Below are 19,712 nucleotides of genomic sequence, written 5' to 3' on the forward strand. Positions count from 1 at the left end.
CGTTCCCTCAAGGCGACGCGACGGCGAAGGTGTGCGCCGCGAGCCCCGCGCCCGCTCCTGTCACCGCGATCGCCCCGTCCCGGTCCGTGCTCAGCACCCGCGCACCACCGGCCCGCAGCGCCCCGACCGTCAGCGGTGAGGGATGCCCGTACGGGTTGTCCCGCCCCGCCGACACCAGGGCCAGCCTCGGCCGCACCGCCCGCATCAGCCCCGGGTCCTGGTGGGCCGAACCGTGGTGGGCGACCTTGAGCACGTCCACCGGCGGCAGCCCCGGATGGTCCCGCAACAGCGCCTGTTGGGCCGGTGGTTCGAGGTCGCCGAGCAGCAGCAGGCTCACTCCGCCGACGGCCCGGACGAGCAGCGTGACACTGGCGTCGTTGGGCCCCTCCGGCACGTGCCGCCCGCCGGCCGCGTGGCTCCTGGGCCACAGCACCCGCCACTCCAGCGAGCCGAGAACCCGCCGCTCCCCCGACCCCGCCCGCACCAGCGGCACCCCGGCCGCGAGCGCCGTCCGCCGCACGAACGCGGCCTGGCCCGGCGGCTCGTCCAGACCGGTCGTCTGGATCGCGCCCACCGCCCGCCCCCGCAGCACCCCCGGCAGCCCGGCGACATGATCGGCGTGGAAGTGGGTGAGCACCACGAGCGGCACACGGCGCACCCCGAGGTCCCGCAGACAGCGGTCGACGGGCGCCGGGTCCGGTCCGGCGTCCACCACGACGGCCGTGTCCCCGCCGGCCGAAAGGACGGTGGCGTCGCCCTGGCCGACCTGGCACATCGCGAACACCCAGCCCGGCGGCGGCCAGCCGGTGACCACCCGGACCAGCGGCGGCGGCCGCACCACCGCCAGGAACAGCAGCACGGCGCAGCCCGCCCCGATCCACCGCCGTGCCGGCAGCCGCCGCACCGCGAGGAACACGAGCCCGGCCACCAGCGCCAGCAGCACGCCGCCCCGCCAGCCGTCCGGCCAGGCCGTCTGGGCCCCGGGCAGCTCCGCCCCCGTCCTGGCCACCCCCGCGATCCACCCGGCGGGCAGGCCCGCGACCCGCGCCACCGCCTCCGCCGCCCCTGGCCACACGGGTGCGAGCCCCAGCGCGGCGAACCCCAGCACCGTCGCCGGTGCCACCGCCGGCTCGGCGAGCAGGTTGGCGGGCACCGCCACCAGGCTCACCCGTGCCGCGAAGACCACCACCACCGGCGCGCACACGGCCTGCGCCGCCAGCGTCGCCCCCAGTGCCTCGGCGACCCTGCCGGGCACCCCGCGTCGCCGCAGCGCGTCGCTCCAGCGCGGGGCGACCGTGAGCAGCGCCCCCGTGGCCAGGACCGACAGCAGGAAGCCGTAACTGCGCGCGAGCCAGGGGTCGTAGAGCACGAGGATCAGCACCACGGCCGCGAGCGCCGGGATCAGCGAACGGCGCCGGCCGGTCGCGATGGCCAGCAGCGTGACGAGCCCGCACGCCGCCGCCCGCAGCACGCTCGGGTCCGGACGACAGACGACCACGAACGCGAGCGTCAGTCCTCCCCCGGCGAGGGCCGTGGCCCTCAGCGGAATGCCGAGCCTGGGGGCGAGCCCACCCCGCTCCACCCGCTGGGCGGTGCCGGGCCTGCCGATCAGGAGCAGCAGGACGATGGTGAGATTCGAACCGGAGACGGCCAGAAGGTGCGTCAGATCGGTCGCTTCGAAAGCCTCCTTCAACTCGGGACCGATCCGCAAGGTGTCGCCCACGACCAGACCCGGCAGCAGTGCCCGGGCGTCCGGGGGCAGCCCGTCCGTCGCCCGCCGCAGTCCGGCGCGCAGGTCACCGGCCGTGCGCTGGAGCGTGCTCGGCCGGCCCGCGACCCGGGGCGGTCCGCCGCCGTCGGCGCGGAGGACCGCGGCGAAGACGTCACCGGACCGCGCCGGCGCCAGCCTGCCCCGCACGGCGATCCGGGTGGAGGGAAGCAGCGTCAGCCACTCCTGCCGGCCCTCCCCCGCGGGCACGAGGACCAGGACCGGCGCCCTGGTCCGGTGCATGGCGCCGTCCCGGTCCCGGACCCTCGTCACCTCGCCCGTCACGACCACCAGGACGGGCGCCGCCCGGCCACCGCCCACCCGGGGCAGGGTGAGCCGCGGGTCGGCGGTGACCGTCACCTCGGCGTCCACCCGGCCGCCGGCGGCGGCGAGTTCGGGCACCGGGCCGCGCCGTAGGTCGGCCGCGTGCAGACCACCGGAGGCGGCGCCCGCCGCGGCGCAGAGCAGGACCCCGGCGCAGGCGGTCGCCCGCAGACCGCGCCGAGCCGCCGGCACCAGCAGCAGTGCCGCCCCGGCCAGGCAGAGCAGCACGCCCGCGAACGTCCACCAGCCGGCGACCCCCACCGCGAGCGCCGCACCGCCCCAGGCGGCGAGGGCCGGCGGGACGAGCCGCAGATCGGCCGGGCCCTCGTCCCTGGGGGCCGCGGTGCGGATGTCCTCACTCATGGTCGGACCAGCGGTGCGAGCTCCGCGAACCGGCGTTCGCCGATCCCGTTGACGTCCCGCAGCTCGGCGACCGAGCGGAATCCTCCGTGCCGGGCGCGGTGTTCGACGATGTGCCGGGCGAGGACGGGGCCGACCCCGGGCAGTTCGTCGAGCTGTTCCACGCTCGCCGTGTTGAGGCTCAGCGGGCTCGTCGGACTCGGCGGCCCCAGTCCCGCACCGGCCCCCGTGCCGGCCGCTCCCCCGGCTCCGGCACCGCTCGCCCCCGCGGGGAGTCCGACCACGACCTGCTCGCCGTCCTGAAGCACCTTGGCCCGGTTGAGGCCCGTCAGGTCCGTGCCCGGCCGGATGCCGCCGGCCGCGCGCAGCGCATCCGCGACGCGCGATCCGGCGGGCAGCGTGAACACTCCCGGCCGGCGCACCTTGCCCGCGACGTCCACCACGACCACCGCGCCCGCTCCCGGGCCCGCACCTGCCCCGGCCCCGGCACCCGCCCCCGTCGGCGCGGAAGGCACGGACGACACGGGAGACGTGGGCGATCCGGGTGTGCCGGGAGACGCGTGCTCCGGGAGCGAGGGCGTGGTCCCGGGCAGCGGCCGGGCCGCCACGACCACCTCGGGCGCGCTCACCTGCTGGGGCCGGCCCGTCCAGAAGGAGGCTCCCGCGACGCCGGCGCCCACGACCAGGACCACGGCGAGCGCGGCCAGCGAGCGCCGCTCCAGTCCGCACCGGGACTGGACCCACAGCGGCAGCCGCTCGCGCACCGCCAGCCGTAACCTCTCCCCGCGCCGCAGGGGCGGCTCCGGTCCCGCCCGCTCTCCCGCGTCGGCCCGGGCCGATTCCGGGGGCCGGGGCGTGGGCGGCGCCGACGGCGGAGGCGGTGACGCCGGGAACAGTGCCTCGCCCCGTCGCCGTACCGTCTCCGAGGCCGGGCGGGCCGGGCGAGTCGCCCGGGACGTGCGCGCCGTCCGTGTGGGTCGCCGTGCGGCGCGGCCGTCCGATCCCGGCGCCCTCCCGGGGCCGCTGGTCGCCGTGCCGCGTCCTGATCCGATGTGTGTGCGAAGAGTCATGGATCCGACGGTAGGCAGCTTCGCCGGAATCCGCTGAGACGCCTCAAATCCGGTGGATAACCGCCCCGTTGTGGATAACTTCCTCACCCGAACGAGGGACGGCACGAGGTGGCGAGCAAGGAAAAAGACAAGGGTCAGCGCGGCGAGACGACCACCGCGAGCAGGCCAGGACCGGTGTGGGCGCCGATGACCGCGCCGACCTCGGTGACCTGGAGCTCCCCGAGGTCCGGCAGCCGCCGCAGCAGCCGCTCGGCCAGGGCGGCGGCCCGGTCGGGCGCGGAGAGGTGGTGCACGGCCACGTCGACGGGGCCGGCCCCGGCCCGCTCGACCGCGATCTCCTCCAGCCGTGCGATGGCCTTCGACGCCGTCCGCACCTTCTCCCGCAGCTCGATCCGCCCGGCGTCGAGTTCGAGCAGTGGCTTCACGGCCAGCGCGGATCCGAACAACGCCTGTGCCGCCCCGATGCGTCCGCCGCGCCGCAGGTAGTCGAGCGTGTCGACGTAGAAGAAGGCGGAGGTGTTCGAGGCTCGCTTCTCGGCCGCCGCGGCGGCCTCGTCGACCGAGCCGCCCGCCTCGGCGACCTCGGCCGCCGCGAGGGCGCAGAAGCCCAGCGCCATCCCCACCATCCGTGTGTCGACGACCCGGACGGGCACGGGCGCGTCCCGGGCGGCGAGCAGGGCGGCGTCGTAGGTGCCGGAGACCTCGGCGGACAGGTGGAGCGAGACGATGCCCTGGGCCCCGGCCTCGGCGGCGGCGCGGTAGGTCGCGGCGAAGACCTCGGGCGCGGGCCGCGAGGTGGTCACCGAGCGCCGCTTCTGCAGTGCTTCCGCGAGCGAGCGGGCCGAGATCTCGGTCCCCTCCTCCAGCGCGCGGTCCCCGATGACGACGGTGAGCGGAACGGCCGTGATGGCGTGCCGCTCCATCACCTGGGGGGGCAGGTAGGCCGTGGAATCGGTGACGATCGCGACATGCCGGGACATGAGCGGGAGGTTACCCGCCGACGCCGCCGCGCGGCAGCCCGGGCCCCGTCAGCACGCCCCGCGCGGAACCGGCGGACGCCCGGCCGGAGGCTCCGGCAGCCCTCAGGTGGTGCTCTCCGGGCGGGTCGACTTCTCCCACGGGTACGCCGTCAGACGGGGATCCGGGGCGGTGATCGCCTGCGGCTGCTCGGGCGCCGCGGCCTGCGTTTCGGACGGGGCCGGTGCCTGCTGACCGGCGGACGCGGCCTCGCCGGGGCCGTCGGTGCGGGTCCAGTGGCGCAGGGCGCCCGCTTCCATGTCGATCTGGGCGCTCAGCGAGGAGAGCTCGTCCTGGGCGAACTGGCGGGCCCGGTCGCGGGCCGCGAAGCGCAGCGCGTCGGCGGAGTGGGTGATCTGCTCGGTGCGCCGGCGGAGATCGGGCAACTGCCCGGCGACGTGCGCCCGGTCCGGCTCGCGCTCCAGCCGCTTGAGGTCCTCGTCCAGCTCCCGCCCATGGGCGCTCAGCCGCTCGAAGAGGTCCAGGGACTCCCTCAGGGAGGCGTCCTCGGCGACGCCCGCCTGCAGCGCGTCCTGGGTGGCGCGCATCGAGGTGCGCAGCGAGAGCCGCAGCTGGGCCAGCTCGCCGGCGACGCCGGTCTGGCCGAAGCTCTTGGCCCGCAGCGTGGTGTCCTCGACCGTGCGCTTGGCCTGGTCGATCGTGCGGTCGACGCCGCGCTTGGCAGCCTTGGCCACCTTCACCGTGGCATAGACCCCGAGCGCCACGAAGGCGACGAAGAGCAATGCCAAGATCGTGATCAAGGCTTCCATGTGGCTCGCCCCTCCGGCCTCGATTGTGGTTCTTCCACGGTAAACGGAAGGGGCAGGCCGAGGGTTCCAGCGGAACCCCCAACCTGCCCCCAGCCTCCCCCTAGGGGAAGGCCCCGGTGCTCGTCGTCCGGCCGTCAGCCGGCGACGATGTTGACCAGCTTCGGCGCACGGACGATCACCTTGCGGATCTCCGCGCCGCCCAGCGCGGCGACCACGGCCGGGTCACCCAGCGCCAGCGCCTCCAGCTCCGCGTAGCCGATGGACGGGGAGACCTCCAGACGCGCCTTGACCTTGCCCTTGATCTGCACGACGCAGGTCACGGTCTCGTCGACGACGTACGCCGGGTCGGCGACGGGGAAGTCCTGGTGGACGACCGAGTCGGTGTGGCCGAGGCGGTGCCACAGCTCCTCCGCGATGTGCGGGGCCAGCGGGGCGACCAGCAGCACCAGCTGCTCGGCGACCTGCCGGGAGACCGGGCCGCCGGACTTGGTCAGGTGGTTGTTCAGCTCGGTGATCTTGGCGATGGCGGTGTTGAAGCGCATCGCGACCATGTCCTGGGAGACCCCGTCGATGGCCTTGTGCAGGGCGCGCAGGGTGTCCTCGTCGGCCGGCTCGTCGACGACGGTGACCTCGCCGGTCGTCTCGTCGACGATGTTGCGCCACAGCCGCTGCAGCAGGCGGTACTGCCCGACGACCGCGCGGGTGTCCCACGGGCGGGAGACGTCCAGGGGGCCCATGGCCATCTCGTACAGGCGCAGGGTGTCGGCACCGTACTCGGAGCAGATCTCGTCGGGAGTGACCGCGTTCTTCAGGGACTTGCCCATCTTGCCCAGGACGCGGCTGACCTTCTCGCCCTGGTACCAGAACGCGCCGTCGCGCTCCTCGACCTCGGCGGCCGGGACGGCGATGCCGCGGGAGTCCCGGTAGACGAAGGCCTGGATCATGCCCTGGTTGTACAGCTTGTGGAACGGCTCCGCCGAGGAGATGTGCCCCAGGTCGAACAGGACCTTGGACCAGAAGCGGGCGTACAGCAGGTGCAGCACGGCGTGCTCGGCACCGCCGACGTACAGGTCGACGCCACCGGTGGGCATGCCCTCGCGCGGGCCCATCCAGTACTGCTCGATCGCCGGGTCGACCAGCTTCTCGTCGTTGTGCGGGTCCAGGTAGCGCAGCTCGTACCAGCAGGAACCGGCCCAGTTGGGCATGGTGTTGGTCTCGCGGCGGTACCGCTTGGGGCCGTCGCCCAGGTCCAGGGTGACGTTGACCCAGTCCTCGTTGCGGGACAGCGGGGTCTCCGGCTGGGTGTCCGCGTCGTCCGGGTCGAAGGTGCGCGGCGAGTAGTCGTCGACCTCCGGCAGCTCCAGCGGCAGCATCGACTCGGGCAGCGCGTGGGCGACGCCGTCCTCGTCGTAGACGATCGGGAAGGGCTCGCCCCAGTAGCGCTGGCGGCTGAACAGCCAGTCGCGCAGACGGAAGTTGACCGTTCCCTCACCGATGCCGCGGTCGGCCAGCCAGGCGGTGATCCGCTCCTTGGCCTCGACGACGCCCAGGCCGTCCAGGGAGATCTCCGCGTTGGCGGAGTTGATCAGCTTCGCCTCGTACGAGGAGAAGGCGTCGTCCCAGCCGGCCGGGTCGGTGCCGCGGTCGTCGCTCGGCTCCACGACGCAGCGCATCGGCAGCTCGAAGGCGCGCGCGAAGGCGAAGTCGCGGGAGTCGTGCGCCGGGACGGCCATGATCGCGCCGGTGCCGTAGCCCATCAGGACGTAGTCGGCGATGAAGACGGGGACCTGCTCGCCGCTGACCGGGTTGGTCGCGTACGCGCCGGTGAAGACGCCGGTCTTCTCCTTGGCCTCGGCCTGCCGCTCGACGTCCGACTTGGAGGCGGCCTGCTTGCGGTAGGCGTCGACGGCCTCGGCGGGGGTGGCGTGACCGCCGGTCCACACCTCGTGGGTGCCCTCGGGCCAGGCGGCCGGGACGATCTTCTCGACCAGGTCGTGCTCGGGGGCCAGCACCATGTAGGTGGCGCCGAACAGGGTGTCCTGGCGGGTGGTGAAGACGGTGATCGCTCCGGCGTCGCCGACCTGGAAGTCGACGCGGGCGCCCTCGGAGCGGCCGATCCAGTTGCGCTGCTGCAGCTTGATGGCCTCGGGCCAGTCCAGCGCGTCCAGGTCGTCCAGCAGACGGTCCGCGTAGGCGGTGATGCGCATGTTCCACTGGCGCAGCTTGGCCTTGAAGACGGGGAAGTTGCCGCGCTCGGAGCGGCCGTCGGCGGTGACCTCCTCGTTGGCCAGGACGGTGCCCAGGCCGGGACACCAGTTGACCGGCGCGTCGGAGGCGTACGCCAGGCGGTACTCGCCCAGGACGTCGGCACGCTCGACGGCGTTCAGGGCGCTCCAGGCACGGCCGCCGGGGACCTCACGGGTGCCGTTCTCGAACTGCTCGACCAGCTCGGCGATCGGGCGGGCCTTCTTGGCCTCGTCGTCGTACCAGGAGTTGAAGATCTGCAGGAAGATCCACTGGGTCCACTTGTAGTACTCCGGGTCGATCGTGGCGAACGACCGGCGCTTGTCGTGGCCCAGGCCCAGCCGGCGCAGCTGGGCCTTCATGTTCTCCATGTTGGCCTCGGTGGACACGCGCGGGTGCGTGCCGGTCTGCACGGCGTACTGCTCGGCCGGCAGGCCGAAGGCGTCGAAGCCCAGGGTGTGCAGGACGTTGTGCCCGGTCATGCGCGCGTGGCGGGCGAAGACGTCGGTGGCGATGTAGCCCAGCGGGTGACCGACGTGCAGACCCGCACCGGACGGGTACGGGAACATGTCCATGATGAACTTCTTGGGGCGGGCCGCCACGGCCGCGTCCCCGGCCAGGTCACCGGTGGGGTTCGGGGCCTCGTAGGTGCCCTCGGCGTCCCAGGCGTCCTGCCAGCGTGCCTCGATGTCGGCGGCCACGGCCGCCGTGTAGCGATGCGGGGCCGCCGTCTCGGCAGCCGTGTTGATCTCGGTCATGATCCTTGAAGCTCCATCGATCGTCTCTGCCCACTGCCAGCAACTGCCACGAAATGAAAAAACCCCTCGCACAGGAGGGGACGCCGCGCCGATGCCGACCGGATCTTCATCCGTCGGGACTGATCAGCGCGGCTCGCTAAGCAGAAGGCGTACGGCACGCATGGCGTCAGGGTACCGCAGGGCCCGAGCGGGCCGCACCGGCGTTCCGGGGCGTGAGCACGAAGAAGCGGGCCGTCCGTCCGGACGACCCGCTTCTCTCCTGTGGAGCTAAGGAGAATTGAACTCCTGACCTCTTGCATGCCATGCAAGCGCTCTACCAACTGAGCTATAGCCCCTTGCGAGGGATACACAGTACCGCAGAAGCGGTGCGAACCGACCCGTCCGGGCGGCCCGCTTCCCTTCTGTGGAGCTAAGGAGAATTGAACTCCTGACCTCTTGCATGCCATGCAAGCGCTCTACCAACTGAGCTATAGCCCCTTGCGTTCACCGCTCCAGCTACTGGCGCGGCGACGGACAGAACAGTAACCGGCCGTCCGACCGTTCTCCAAATCCGTTTCTCCAGAGGGCCCCGCGGCCGGCCGGGTAGGGTCGCCGACTGTGTCCGTCTCCGCGCCCTCCCCCACCCGCGCCCGGCCCTTCGCCGCCGCCGCGGCGGTCTGTCTGTTCTCCTTCGCGGTCTTCTGGGTGGCGCAACGCCTCGCGCACGTGAACATGCTCGACGTGATGGTCTACCGGGCGGAGGCCGAGACGCTGAGGGCCGGAGGCGACCTGTACGCGATGCGGGCCACGTCGGCGAATCTCGCCATGACCTATCCGCCGTTCGCGGCCGTCCTGTTCCTGCCGCTGACCCTGGTGAGCGTCCCGCTGATGCGGACGCTGTCCACCGCGGGAAACCTGCTCCTGGTGGTGGCGCTGGTCCAGTTGTCGCTCCAGCTGGTGCGTCCGGCGCTCTCCCGCGCCGGATCCCTCGCCGGATCCCTCGCCGGAGGCCGCATCGGATCCCGCCTCGGATCGCGCCTCGGTTCCCGCGCCGATCTGTGGCGTACGACCCTGTGGGTCGCCGCCGTCGTGGTCTGGTGCGAGCCGGTGTGGACGACCCTGCGGTACGGGCAGATCAACCTGCTCATAGCGGTGGCGGTGCTCTGGGACCTGACCCGTCGCGAGGGGAGCCGCTGGGCCGGTGTGGGCATCGGACTCGCCACGGCGGTGAAGCTCACTCCGGGTCTCTTCGTGGTCCTGCTGTTCGCCGCCGGCCTGCTGCTGTGGCGCCGGGACCGGACGCTCAACCAGTGGCTGCGGACGGCGCTGACGGCGACCGGGGTCTTCCTCGTCACGACGCTGACGATGGCGCTGGCCCTGCCCGCCGACTCCCGGACGTTCTGGACCCGGACCCTGTTCGAGACGGGCCGGGTCGGCCACGCGGAGGAGACCGCCAACCAGTCCCTCAGCGGGGTTCTCGCCCGGCTGATGCACACCGACGCGCCGGGCCTGTGGTGGGTGGCGGCCGCGGCCCTGCTCGGCGGCGCGGCGATGGTGCTCGCGGTACGGGCCGCGCTCCGCGGCGACAAGGCGGTGGCCGTGATCGTCACCGCGTTCACGGCGCTGATGGTCAGCCCGATCTCCTGGTCCCACCACTGGGTGTGGTGCGTGCCGCTGCTGATCCTGCTGTACGACCGCTCCACGCGCGCGTGGCCGGTGACGGGAGCTGTGGCCCTGGCCTTCGCCTCGTTCGCGCTGTGGTGGGTGCCGCACGACCCGGGCCGTCCCGAACTGCACCAGAACGCCGGTCAGATGCTGCTCTCGGCGGTCTATCCGCTGACGGCTACGGCGGTCTTCGCCGGGTACGCGCTGGCGCGGTGGCGGGCGCGCACGCCGCGGACGGGCGCCGGCCGGGCCACCGAGCCCGACGCCAAGGCAGAGGCAGACGCGGAGTCCGTGACGCGGGAGCCTCAGGCGGTCGCGAAGGAGTAGAACCGCTTCAGGGTGCAGTGCTCGTCGAGGAGCCGGCCGTAGATCGGCTCCCCTTCGAGCTCACGGTAGGTCTCGATGGGGTCGCCTTTTATGATCAGCGCCCGCGCGCATTCCTCGCACCAGTACTGGAACTCCGGGTTGAGCGGGTCCATGTCGCGGACGATGGGCGTACCGCTGCCGCACCAGTCGCACTTCCGCCTGTGCGCACCCATCACTCGGCTCCACAAGGGCACGGGGAACAGTCGAGCCGGGCCCATGGCACAGGGGCGGCATCCGAGACGGCATCGGCTGTGATCTCCTCGGCACCGTCCACGGCCATGCGGGCTCCCTCCCGTCCGGACCCTCGTCCCCTCCGGCGGTCCGATTCTGCCATGGCTCCGCAAGGGGGTCAGCGTCGTCGGCGGACCGGGTGCCTGACAGGAGAGTTCGGCCGCGTGACGGGAGTCCGCGTACGTGACGCGAGGGCCGACGAAACGACGAATCCCGCCCCCACTGGGGACGGGATCCGGTGACTGTGGAGCTAAGGAGAATTGAACTCCTGACCTCTTGCATGCCATGCAAGCGCTCTACCAACTGAGCTATAGCCCCTCGTGTTCTTCGCGCTCCGCGCTGCGAACAAGAAGAACTTTAGCCTGTGACCTGCCGGAAAGTGAAATCGGGGTCCGGCAGGCCGCTCGCGGTGCTCAGTCGTCGTCGCCGAGGACGGGCTCGGGCAGCGTGCCGGCGTTGTGCTCCATGAGGCGCCAGCCGCGCGCGCCCTCACCGAGGACGGACCAGCAGCAGTTCGTAAGGCCGCCCAGGCTCTCCCAGTGGCGGGCCTCCAGGTCCAGCAGCCGGCCGATGGTCGTACGGATGGTGCCGCCGTGGCTGACCACGACGAGGGTGCCGTCCACGGGGAGCTTCTCGGCGTGCGCCAGGACCACCGGAGCGGCCCGGTCGGCCACCTCGGTCTCCAGCTCACCGCCGCCCCGGCGCACCGGCTCCCCGCGCTTCCAGGCGGCGTACTGCTCGCCGAACCGCGCGGTGATCTCGTCGTGGGTCAGCCCCTGCCACTCCCCCGCGTACGTCTCGCGCAGGGCGGAGTCGTGCGCGACGGAGAGGCCGGTGAGCGCGGAGAGCTCGGCGGCCGTGGCCGCCGCCCGCTTGAGGTCGGAGGAGACGATGGCGTCCGGCTTCAGCGCGGCGAGCAGCCGGGCGGCCCGGCGCGCCTGGGCGACGCCGGTCTCGGTCAGCTCGATGTCCGTGGAGCCCTGGAAGCGGCGCTCCAGGTTCCACGAGGTCTGGCCGTGACGCCACAGCACGATGCGGCGGCCCGTGCCGCCCTTGCCGCTGGTCAGCTCAGCTCACCGTCCGCTCCGTCGGTGCCCATCAGGCGGGCGTGCTCCTCCGCCTTGCCGCGCGTCTTCCGCGCGTCCTCGGGCAGCGGCAGCTCGGGGCAGTCCTTCCACAGCCGCTCGAGGGCGTAGAAGACCCGCTCCTCGCTGTGCTGGACGTGGACCACGATGTCGACGTAGTCGAGGAGGATCCAGCGGGCGTCGCGGTCGCCCTCGCGGCGCACCGGCTTGGCGCCGAGCTCCTTGAGCAGCCGCTCCTCGATCTCGTCGACGATCGACTTGACCTGGCGGTCGTTGGGTGCGGAGGCGAGCAGGAAGGCGTCGGTGATCGACAGCACGTCGCTGACGTCGTACGCGATGATGTCGTGCGCGAGCCGGTCGGCCGCCGCCTGGGCGGCGGTGGTGACGAGTTCGATGGAGCGGTCCGTGGCGGTCACATGCAGGCTTTCGTCGGCGGTCAGAGACACCTCAAGGGTCTCATGTACCGCCGACGGGCCCGAAAAGGATTGTCGGAGGGTCATCGTCCGGCGCCGGGGATCTTGTAGTCCTGGCCCAGGACCACGGTGACCTCGGCGTTTCCGGTGGGCTTGCCCTTGGTGACGGAGCCGGCCGGCAGACCGAGGGTCTTGGCGACCTCCGAGGCGGTCGCCTTCCGGGCGTCGTCCGCATAGACGACCCGGGACTTCTCCTCGGTGTCGGCCTTGGTGCCGCCGACCACGGCGTAGCCGCCGTTGATCAGGACCACGCGGGCCGCCTCGGTGGCGTCCTCGCCGGTGGCGTCGCGGATGGCGACGCGGGTCGCCGCGCCCTGCTCGGGGGCGCTGACCTTGCCGCCGAGGATGTCCTTGACCAGGCTGTCGCCGGTGGCCTCGCTGAGGGAGCCGTCGGGCTCGACGGGGAGCAGCGCCGTCTTGTGGTCGCCGACCTTGGCGTGTTCGGCGAGCTTGGCGAGCGAGGCGCCGAGGTCCTTCTCCGGCAGGGAGGGGTCGAGGATCTGGGCGAGGGTCTCGACGGTGACGGTGGCGGCCTTGGGGTCGTCGGAGATCTTCCGCAGGACTCCGTACATGACCTGGCCGAAGCGCTGGAGCTGCTTGGCCTCGGCCTCGCCGGGTGCCCGGTGGGTGGCGTAGGCGACGGCGGCGCGGCCGTTGAGCGTCTGGTTCTCGCCCTTCTGGACCAGCGGCTCGGCGCCCGGCTTCTCGCCGGGCACGTCGGTGTCGGTGGTGATGTCGATGTTGCCGACGAGCTCGACCAGATTCTCCAGGTACGGGGTGTCGAGCCGCCAGGTGCCGGTGATCTTCGCGCCGAGGAGGTTGCCGATCGCCTCCCGCGTGCCGCTGGAGCCGTCGTCCTCGACGGACTTGGCGAGTGTCGTGGTGGCGCCCTCGTCGTCGGCGACGGCCAGGGAGTTGGGGAGCAGGACGGTGGTGCCCTGCTTGGTGGTGGCGTTGTTCACCAGGAGGGCGGTGGAGGTGCCGCCGCCCTTGGTGTGGTGGAGGTGGACGACGATCGTGTCCCGCTGCTGCGGTCCGGTGGCCGTGTTCCGCTGCTGCTCGCCGCCGCCCGTGAAGGGGAGCCGGCCGGCCGACCAGAGGTAGCCGACACCGCCGACGACGGCGAGCGCGAGGACGACCACGAGGGCGACGACGCGATTGCGGCCCTTGCGGCGGGCCTCCTCGCGCCGCTCGGAGCGGCTCTCGGTGAACTTCAGCCAGTCGATGACGTCCTCGGAGTCCTCGTCGGGCTCCTCGATGAACGAGAACTGCTCGGTGCGGTACGCGCGCCCGTCGTCCTCCGGCGCCGGGCGCGGCCCGGGCACGGCGGCGGACGGGGCGGGTTCCGGGGCCGGGGCGGGCGCCGGCGGAGCGGGAGCGGGCTCGGTCTGTACGGCCCACTGCTGTCCGGTGCCGTACTGCTGCTGGTGGTCGTAGCCGGGCTGCTGGGCGTACGGGTCGTAGCCGTAGTCCTGGGGCGGGGCCTGCTGCACGTGGTGCTGGGGCGGCTGCTGCGGCGCCTGGGGCTGCTGGACCGGCTGCTGCTGCCCGTACGGGTCGTAGGCGTAGTCCTGGGGCTGGGCGGAGGCCGGGACCTGCTGCTGCCCGTACGGGTCGTAGTGCTGCTGCGGGGCCTGCTGCTGGTACACCGGCTGCCCGTACTCGTCGTAGCCGATGATCTGCGGCTGCGGATAGTACGGGTCGTACGGGTTCTGCTGGTCGTTCACCGGTGCCCCTCCCCGAGGCTCACTCGCCGCGGTACAACTGGCGCTTGTCGATGTAGCGCACCACACCGTCCGGGACCAAATACCAGACCGGGTCGCCCTGTGCGACCCGTGCCCGGCAGTCGGTGGAGGAGATGGCGAGCGCGGGGACCTCGACCAGGGACACGCCGCCCTTGGGCAGTCCGTCGTCGGTGAGGTCGTGACCCGGTCGGGTGACGCCGATGAAATGGGCGAGCGCGAACAGCTCCTCGGCGTCGCGCCAGGTGAGGATCTGCGAGAGCGCGTCGGCGCCGGTGATGAAGAACAGGTCCGAATCGGTGTTGAGGGAGCGCAGGTCCCGCAGGGTGTCGATGGTGTACGTCGGGCCGCCCCGGTCGATGTCGATGCGGCTGACGGAGAACTGCGGGTTGGAGGCGGTGGCGATGACCGTCATCAGATAGCGGTCCTCGGCCGCCGAGACCGCCTTGTGGCTCTTCTGCCACGGCTGCCCGGTCGGCACGAACACCACCTCGTCGAGGTGGAACAGGGCGGCCACCTCACTGGCGGCCACCAGGTGTCCGTGGTGGATCGGATCAAACGTTCCGCCCATCACGCCGAGGCGGCGCTTGCCGCGACCGCCAGTAGGCACTTCCTGCTCTCCCATGCGTGCAGAGCCTACTGGCACGGCGGCGGACGCCGGATCAGCGGCCTTCGGGCTCTAGCGGTCGCGGTTGAACCGGGTGGTGATCCACAGCAGCAGGAGCAGGGCGGCGAGGGAGCCGAAACCGGTGACGTAGGGGTTGAGGCTGTCGTGGTTGCCGCCGTGCTCGGCGCCCCCCTCGGAGGCGAGCGTGACCAGGTTGGCGGCGGTGGCGTGGAGGCTCATCTTCGGCAGGACCTTCGATCGGGGATGGGAGCGAGACTTCGCGCACATCGTATGCGGCACGTCGCGGCGTGCTCACGCCGACTCAGGCGTTGGCGTCCCCGTGACCGTCCGCGGGGCCGTCCGTGGGCTTCGTCCCCACGTGGTCCGGGCCACGCTCCGGGCCGCCGGCCGCACCGCTGCCCCGGTCGCCGGCCGCACCGCTGCCCCGGTCACCTTCCGCCCCGCTGCCCGCGTCGCCGTCCGCGCCCTTCCCGTAGCCGCGCAGCAGGAACCACGCGAGGAGGACCGCGCCCACCATCGAGACGAGGAGCGCGATCCGGAGCGTGTCGCCCGGGCCCTGCTCCTCCGTCGCGGCGAGCAGGACGGTGACGGCGGCGGTCGCGGTGTCCGTCATGGCGGTGGTGCTCCTTGCTTGTCCACGGTGCCCGAGTTATCCACAGGCTCCGGCATACGGTAGTCCCCTCCCCTAGGCTGGGTTGCGTCAGGGGGACGAGCACCGACTCGTACGAACAGGGGGCATCCATGACCGAGAACCACCAGGGGAATCTGCCCGGCAGGCAGCGCAAGCGCTTCCCGGACATCTCCTCGCGGGCCTACGAGCACCCGGCCGACCGCTCGGCGCTGGTCGCGCTGCGCAAGCTGAGCGGCTTCGACACCGTGTTCAAGGCGCTGAGCGGGCTGCTGCCCGAGCGCAGCCTGCGACTGCTGTTCCTCTCCGACTCCGTGCGGGTGAGCGACGCGCAGTTCTCCCACCTCAACGACATGCTGCGGGACGCCTGTTACATCCTGGACCTGGAGAAGGTCCCGCCGATGTACGTCACGCAGGACCCGAAGCCGAACGCGATGTGCATCGGCCTGGACGAGCCGATCATCGTGGTCACCACCGGTCTGGTGGAGCTGCTCGACGAGGAGGAGATGCGGGCGGTCGTCGGCCACGAGGTGGGCCACGCGCTGTCGGGTCACTCCGTGTACCGGACGGTCCTGCTCTTCCTCACCAGCCTGGCACTGAAGGTCGCCTGGATCCCGCTGGGGAACGTGGCGGTCATGGCGATCGTCACCGCGCTGCGCGAGTGGTTCCGCAAGTCGGAGCTGTCGGCCGACCGGGCGGGGCTCCTCGTGGGCCAGGACCTGCAGGCCTCGATGCGCGGGCTGATGAAGATCGCGGGCGGCAACCACCTCCACGAGATGAACGTGGACGCCTTCCTCGCCCAGGCCGACGAGTACGAGAAGGGCGGCGACCTGCGCGACTCCGTGCTGAAGATCCTGAACGTGCTGCCGCGCTCGCACCCCTTCACCACGGTGCGCGCCGCCGAGCTGAAGAAGTGGTCGGAGACCCGTGACTACCAGCGGATCATGGACGGTCACTACCCGAAGCGCACGGAGGACAAGGACACCTCGGTGACCGACTCCTTCCGCGAGTCCGGGCGGCACTACGCGGAGTCGGTGCGCAGCAGCAAGGATCCGCTGATGAAGCTGGTCACCGACATAGCCGGTGGCGCCGGGGATCTCGCGGGCGATCTGGGCGGGAAGCTGTTCGGCCGCTTCGGCGGCGGGAACGGCGGCAACGGCACGGGCACGGGCGGCCAGGGCGCCAAGGGGTCGCAGGGCGGTTCCGACGACAGCGGCTCGGCCGGTGGCGACGGGACCGGCGAGCGGGGTCAGAGCGAGGGCTGAGCGCCGGGTGCGAGGGTGCCGCAGAGCGCGGCGGTGGTCGCCCGGTCCGTGGCGTACGGGTCGGTGACCGGCTGCCGGTCGCGGTCGGCGGCCCGTTCGCCGGCGAGCAGCGGGCGCAGCGCGCCGGTGGTGTCGGCGCCGCAGGACTGCGGGCCGGCCCGGACGGTGCTGGTGACCAGTTCGGCGCGGTGCATCCGCAGGTCCTCACGGTCGAAGCGGAAGCGCAGCTCGCGGTGGACGGTGAACAGCGAGGCCTGCGGAGCCGGGCCGCTGCCGGAGGTGGCGGGGCGGACGGCGTAGGTGAAGGTGTGGTCCGCGGTGACCTCCAGGAGATCGGTGGTGACCTCCGCGAAGCGGAGGGTGCCCTGGACGCGGACGGCAGGGTCGGCGAGCGCGACGCGCCGCGGGTCGAAGCGGACCAGCCAGCCGGAGACGGCGTGCCGGCCGTCGTCCCGGGGGGATTCGACGCTTCGGTCGAACTGTTCCTGCTGGTCCGGGTCGACGAGCAGGCGGGGCGGGCGCACGGTGACGCCGGCCAGGACGTCGGGTGCGAGGGAGGAGGCGACCAGGTAGTCCTTGGCGATGCCGAGGGCGGTCATCACCTGGTTCTCGGAGAAGTGACCGGTGCGGCCGGTCGGGGGGAGGGTGATGCCGGCGGCGCCGGTGCGCTGCTCGGCGGCGGGGCTGCGGGCGAAGAGCCGGGCGGGTTCGCCGCCCGGTACCGGGCCCTGGGGGGCGAGCGGGACCAGGGTGGTGCGCAGTGCTTCGGCCGGCTGGTCGACGGGGGGCTGGTAGGGGTTGCGGACGCCGAGGTAGACGGCTGTGCCGAAGGCCAGCAGGATCAGCAGGACGAGGAGCAGGGCCTGCCGGGACCCGCCGCCGCGGGGTTCCGCGCCGGGGAGGGGGCGGACGGCCTGGGCGTGCTCTCCCATACGTTCCTGGGCGGAGAACTCCTGGAGCCGGGCAGCGCGGACGAACGCCTCGTCGAAGACGACGGATCGGTACTCGTCCTCACCGCCGGGGACACCGTCGGGCGTCCCCTCAGGCGGGTCGCCACGGCCTGCCATACCTTCAGGGTAGGTCGGCGGAGGTCCCGGTAAACGCCCAGGTACACGACAACTTCGGAAGATTTCGGACGCCCGTTGCGGCGAACGGGCGAAGGGCCTGAGCGGGGCCGTCGGGGGCCTGGTCCAGCGGGCGCCGGGGGCCTGGCCCAGCGGGCGTCGAGGGCTTGGTCCAGCAAGGCGCCGGGGGCTTGGTCTAGCGGGCGCCGGGGACGGTGGCCGCGGAGGGGGCCACACGGGGCTTGTCGACGCCGGTGGTGGCCGGCGGGGCGGGGATGCGGTCCTGGCGGTTGGCGGAGGCGCCCCGGTAGACCGCGCTGAACGCGAGGGCCACCATGCCGACACCCATCAGCAGGGCGAGCACCCAGGCGACCGGGCGGTGCCAGCGGGCGGTGCCGCGGTAGGGGCGCAGGGCGCCGCCGTGGGGGCCGTACGGGCCGAAGTCGTCGTCCTCGTCGTCCGGGTCGTCGCCGTCGGCGAAGCGGCCGCGGTCGTGGCCGTCGTCGTAGGGATCGTCGTCCGCGAGCCCCGCGACGGCCCGGGCGCGGGCGGCCTCGGCCTCGGCGCGGGCCTGGGCGGCGGCGAGCAGCCGTTCGACGGCGGTCGGCTCGTGGATCTCGGCGGCCCGTACGAAGTCCTCGTCGAAGACCACGGTGGCGAAATCCTCGTCGGCGCCTCCGCGGTCGACAGAGTCCTCGGGGTCTCCGCCGTCCTGAAACGGCCTGCCCCCCACGTCGTCCGGCACGGGTTCAGAGTAGACCGGGAAGGGGGTTTTGGGCAGGGAGAGCGCGAACTGTCCCTGCCCTCGGCCGGCACCCGGAAGGGGGTGTCGGTTACCGGACGTGACCGTCGCCGGTCACGATGTACTTGGTGGAGGTGAGCTCGGGAAGGCCCATGGGGCCGCGGGCGTGCAGCTTCTGGGTGGAGATCCCGATCTCGGCGCCGAAGCCGAACTGTCCGCCGTCCGTGAAGCGGGTGGAGGCGTTCACGGCGACGGTGGTCGAGTCGACGAGCTGGGTGAATCGGCGGGCCGCGGCCTGGGAGGTGGTGACGATGGCCTCGGTGTGGCCGGAGGACCAGAGCCGGATGTGCTCGACGGCCTTGTCGAGGGAGTCGACCACGGCGGCGGCGATGTCGTAGGAGAGGTACTCGGTCTCCCAGTCCTCGGGCGTGGCAGGGACGACGGTGGCCTTGCCGCCCTCGGCGTGGGCGAGGACCCGCTCGTCGGCGTGGACGGTGACGCCGGCCTCCGCCAGGGCGTCCAGGGCGCGCGGCAGGAAGGCGTCGGCGATGTCCTGGTGGACCAGGAGGGTCTCGGCGGCGTTGCAGACGCTGACCCGGTGGGCCTTGGAGTTGATCAGGATGTCGACGGCCATGTCGAGGTCGGCCTCGGCGTCCACGTAGACGTGGCAGTTGCCGGTGCCGGTCTCGATGACCGGGACGGTGGACTCCTCGACGACGGTCTTGATCAGCGAGGCGCCGCCGCGCGGGATGAGGACGTCGACGAGTCCGCGGGCGCGCATCAGCTCGCGTACCGAGTCGCGGGACTCGCCGGGTACGAGCTGGATGGCGTCGGCGGGCAGTCCGGCGCCGCCGACGGCGTCGCGCAGGACCTTCACCAGGGCGGTGTTGGAGGAGTACGCGGAGGAGGAGCCGCGCAGCAGGACGGCGTTGCCGGACTTGAGGCAGAGGGCGGCGGCGTCGACGGTGACGTTGGGCCGGGCCTCGTAGATGATGCCGACGACGCCGAGCGGGACGCGGATCTGGCGCAGGTCGATGCCGTTGGGGAGGGTCGAGCCGCGGACGACCTCGCCGACCGGGTCGGGCAGGGCTGCGACGTGCCGGACGTCGGCGGCGATGGCCCGCACCCGCTCGGGGGTGAGGGTGAGCCGGTCGATGATGGCCTCGCTGGTGCCGGCCTCCCGGGCGCGGGCGATGTCCTCGGCGTTGGCCTCGACGATCTCGGCCGTGCGGACCTCCAGGGCGTCCGCGATCGCCAGCAGGGCGTCGTCCTTCGTCGCGCGCGGGAGTGGCGCGACTTCGGCGGCGGCGGCGCGGGCCCGGTAGGCGGCCTGGGTGACCGGGGACATGTTGTCGAAGGGCATGAGCGAGGTCATGTCCGCAGGGTACTGGCACCACTGCGGACATCCCTCACGTATCTCATCGCCGTCCCGCACTGCGAGACGTCCGGGCCGAGCTCCCGGCCGAGCTCCCGCGTGTGCTCCCGGCCGAGCTCCTGGGCGCGGACCCCGGGCCGTCCCGCACTGCGAGACGT

Annotated in this window: 17 protein-coding genes and 3 tRNA genes; 2 read left to right on the plus strand and 18 right to left on the minus strand. The window is 72.6% G+C overall.

Annotated features, from left to right (window positions below; all coding sequences use genetic code 11):
* Positions 1-7 precede the first annotated feature (7 nt).
* The 7 genes from ABTZ91_RS05180 to ABTZ91_RS05210 form a co-directional block, all read right to left on the minus strand.
* Positions 8-2,455: a ComEC/Rec2 family competence protein gene (locus ABTZ91_RS05180; RefSeq protein ID WP_352075763.1), complete on the minus strand. Its 2,448-nt coding sequence runs from the start codon at positions 2,453-2,455 to the stop codon at positions 8-10.
* Positions 2,452-3,216 carry a ComEA family DNA-binding protein gene (locus ABTZ91_RS05185; RefSeq protein ID WP_352075764.1) on the minus strand — a complete coding sequence of 255 codons (765 nt, stop codon included), beginning with the start codon at positions 3,214-3,216 and terminating at the stop codon, positions 2,452-2,454. The genes ABTZ91_RS05180 and ABTZ91_RS05185 overlap by 4 nt, the downstream gene beginning before the upstream one ends.
* Before the next feature lie 440 nt (positions 3,217-3,656).
* Positions 3,657-4,502, minus strand: a complete 846-nt coding sequence (locus tag ABTZ91_RS05190; protein WP_352075765.1) for a DegV family protein — start codon at positions 4,500-4,502, stop codon at positions 3,657-3,659.
* A 102-nt stretch (positions 4,503-4,604) separates the two neighbouring features.
* On the minus strand, positions 4,605-5,309 hold the full coding sequence (locus tag ABTZ91_RS05195) for a hypothetical protein (protein WP_352075766.1): 705 nt from the start codon (positions 5,307-5,309) through the stop codon (positions 4,605-4,607).
* Positions 5,310-5,443: 134 nt separating this feature from the next.
* Positions 5,444-8,311: a leucine--tRNA ligase gene (leuS, locus tag ABTZ91_RS05200; protein ID WP_352075767.1), complete on the minus strand. Its 2,868-nt coding sequence runs from the start codon at positions 8,309-8,311 to the stop codon at positions 5,444-5,446.
* Positions 8,312-8,573: 262 nt separating this feature from the next.
* Positions 8,574-8,646, minus strand: a tRNA-Ala gene (locus tag ABTZ91_RS05205).
* A gap of 69 nt (positions 8,647-8,715) precedes the next feature.
* Positions 8,716-8,788, minus strand: a tRNA-Ala gene (locus ABTZ91_RS05210).
* Between the two features lie 120 nt (positions 8,789-8,908).
* Here ABTZ91_RS05210 and ABTZ91_RS05215 point away from each other — a divergent pair.
* A complete protein-coding gene (locus ABTZ91_RS05215; RefSeq protein WP_352075768.1) occupies positions 8,909-10,282 on the plus strand; it encodes a glycosyltransferase 87 family protein in 1,374 nt (457 codons plus the stop codon).
* Here ABTZ91_RS05215 and ABTZ91_RS05220 read toward each other — a convergent pair.
* From ABTZ91_RS05220 to ABTZ91_RS05255, 8 genes are all read right to left on the minus strand, one after another.
* The gene (locus ABTZ91_RS05220) at positions 10,261-10,494 is read right to left on the minus strand and encodes a hypothetical protein (RefSeq protein ID WP_046498555.1); all 234 of its coding nucleotides are present in this window, start codon (positions 10,492-10,494) and stop codon (positions 10,261-10,263) included. The genes ABTZ91_RS05215 and ABTZ91_RS05220 overlap by 22 nt on opposite strands.
* A 303-nt stretch (positions 10,495-10,797) precedes the next feature.
* Positions 10,798-10,870 (minus strand) — tRNA-Ala (locus ABTZ91_RS05225).
* A 95-nt stretch (positions 10,871-10,965) separates the two neighbouring features.
* Entirely contained in the window at positions 10,966-11,619 is a 654-nt protein-coding gene (locus ABTZ91_RS05230; RefSeq protein ID WP_352076038.1) for a histidine phosphatase family protein, read from the minus strand.
* Complete coding sequence (rsfS, locus tag ABTZ91_RS05235; protein ID WP_352076039.1) at positions 11,616-12,053, minus strand: ribosome silencing factor; 438 nt, start codon at positions 12,051-12,053, stop codon at positions 11,616-11,618. The genes ABTZ91_RS05230 and rsfS overlap by 4 nt, the downstream gene beginning before the upstream one ends.
* A gap of 80 nt (positions 12,054-12,133) precedes the next feature.
* On the minus strand, positions 12,134-13,837 hold the full coding sequence (locus tag ABTZ91_RS05240) for a LytR C-terminal domain-containing protein (protein ID WP_352075769.1): 1,704 nt from the start codon (positions 13,835-13,837) through the stop codon (positions 12,134-12,136).
* Between the two features lie 19 nt (positions 13,838-13,856).
* On the minus strand, positions 13,857-14,477 hold the full coding sequence (gene nadD, locus ABTZ91_RS05245; protein WP_352075770.1) for a nicotinate-nucleotide adenylyltransferase: 621 nt from the start codon (positions 14,475-14,477) through the stop codon (positions 13,857-13,859).
* 54 nt (positions 14,478-14,531) lie between these two features.
* Positions 14,532-14,699, minus strand: coding sequence for a hypothetical protein (locus ABTZ91_RS05250; RefSeq protein WP_352075771.1), 168 nt, complete (start codon positions 14,697-14,699; stop codon positions 14,532-14,534).
* Between the two features lie 82 nt (positions 14,700-14,781).
* On the minus strand, positions 14,782-15,093 hold the full coding sequence (locus ABTZ91_RS05255; protein ID WP_352076058.1) for a hypothetical protein: 312 nt from the start codon (positions 15,091-15,093) through the stop codon (positions 14,782-14,784).
* A gap of 128 nt (positions 15,094-15,221) precedes the next feature.
* Between ABTZ91_RS05255 and ABTZ91_RS05260 the strand changes: the two genes are divergently transcribed.
* Positions 15,222-16,373, plus strand: coding sequence for a M48 family metallopeptidase (locus ABTZ91_RS05260; RefSeq protein WP_352075772.1), 1,152 nt, complete (start codon positions 15,222-15,224; stop codon positions 16,371-16,373).
* On the opposite strand, the gene ABTZ91_RS05265 is transcribed toward ABTZ91_RS05260, so the two are convergent.
* The 3 genes from ABTZ91_RS05265 to ABTZ91_RS05275 all read right to left on the minus strand — a co-directional run bounded on the left by ABTZ91_RS05265 (position 16,358) and on the right by ABTZ91_RS05275 (position 19,554).
* Entirely contained in the window at positions 16,358-17,440 is a 1,083-nt protein-coding gene (locus ABTZ91_RS05265) for a hypothetical protein (protein WP_352075773.1), read from the minus strand. The genes ABTZ91_RS05260 and ABTZ91_RS05265 overlap by 16 nt on opposite strands.
* A gap of 193 nt (positions 17,441-17,633) precedes the next feature.
* Positions 17,634-18,182 (minus strand): hypothetical protein, encoded by a 549-nt coding sequence (locus ABTZ91_RS05270; RefSeq protein ID WP_352075774.1) that lies wholly within the window; start codon positions 18,180-18,182, stop codon positions 17,634-17,636.
* An 88-nt stretch (positions 18,183-18,270) separates the two neighbouring features.
* Positions 18,271-19,554, minus strand: a complete 1,284-nt coding sequence (locus ABTZ91_RS05275; protein ID WP_352075775.1) for a glutamate-5-semialdehyde dehydrogenase — start codon at positions 19,552-19,554, stop codon at positions 18,271-18,273.
* Positions 19,555-19,712 lie beyond the last annotated feature (158 nt).

This window comes from Streptomyces sp. NPDC126499 (assembly GCF_040302485.1).
Classification (GTDB): Bacteria; Actinomycetota; Actinomycetes; order Streptomycetales; family Streptomycetaceae; genus Streptomyces.

Bases quoted from the DNA above. Each gene is read 5' to 3' on its own strand.
- ABTZ91_RS05180 (WP_352075763.1), bottom strand. From the start codon at position 2,455: ATGAGTGAGGACATCCGCACCGCGGCCCCCAGGGACGAGGGCCCGGCC.
- ABTZ91_RS05190 (WP_352075765.1), bottom strand. From the start codon at position 4,502: ATGTCCCGGCATGTCGCGATCGTCACCGATTCCACGGCCTACCTGCCC.
- ABTZ91_RS05195 (WP_352075766.1), bottom strand. From the start codon at position 5,309: ATGGAAGCCTTGATCACGATCTTGGCATTGCTCTTCGTCGCCTTCGTG.
- leuS (WP_352075767.1), bottom strand. From the start codon at position 8,311: ATGACCGAGATCAACACGGCTGCCGAGACGGCGGCCCCGCATCGCTAC.
- ABTZ91_RS05220 (WP_046498555.1), bottom strand. From the start codon at position 10,494: ATGGGTGCGCACAGGCGGAAGTGCGACTGGTGCGGCAGCGGTACGCCC.
- nadD (WP_352075770.1), bottom strand. From the start codon at position 14,477: ATGGGAGAGCAGGAAGTGCCTACTGGCGGTCGCGGCAAGCGCCGCCTC.
- ABTZ91_RS05250 (WP_352075771.1), bottom strand. From the start codon at position 14,699: ATGAGCCTCCACGCCACCGCCGCCAACCTGGTCACGCTCGCCTCCGAG.
- ABTZ91_RS05255 (WP_352076058.1), bottom strand. From the start codon at position 15,093: ATGACGGACACCGCGACCGCCGCCGTCACCGTCCTGCTCGCCGCGACG.
- ABTZ91_RS05260 (WP_352075772.1), top strand. From the start codon at position 15,222: ATGACCGAGAACCACCAGGGGAATCTGCCCGGCAGGCAGCGCAAGCGC.
- ABTZ91_RS05265 (WP_352075773.1), bottom strand. From the start codon at position 17,440: ATGGCAGGCCGTGGCGACCCGCCTGAGGGGACGCCCGACGGTGTCCCC.
- ABTZ91_RS05275 (WP_352075775.1), bottom strand. From the start codon at position 19,554: ATGACCTCGCTCATGCCCTTCGACAACATGTCCCCGGTCACCCAGGCC.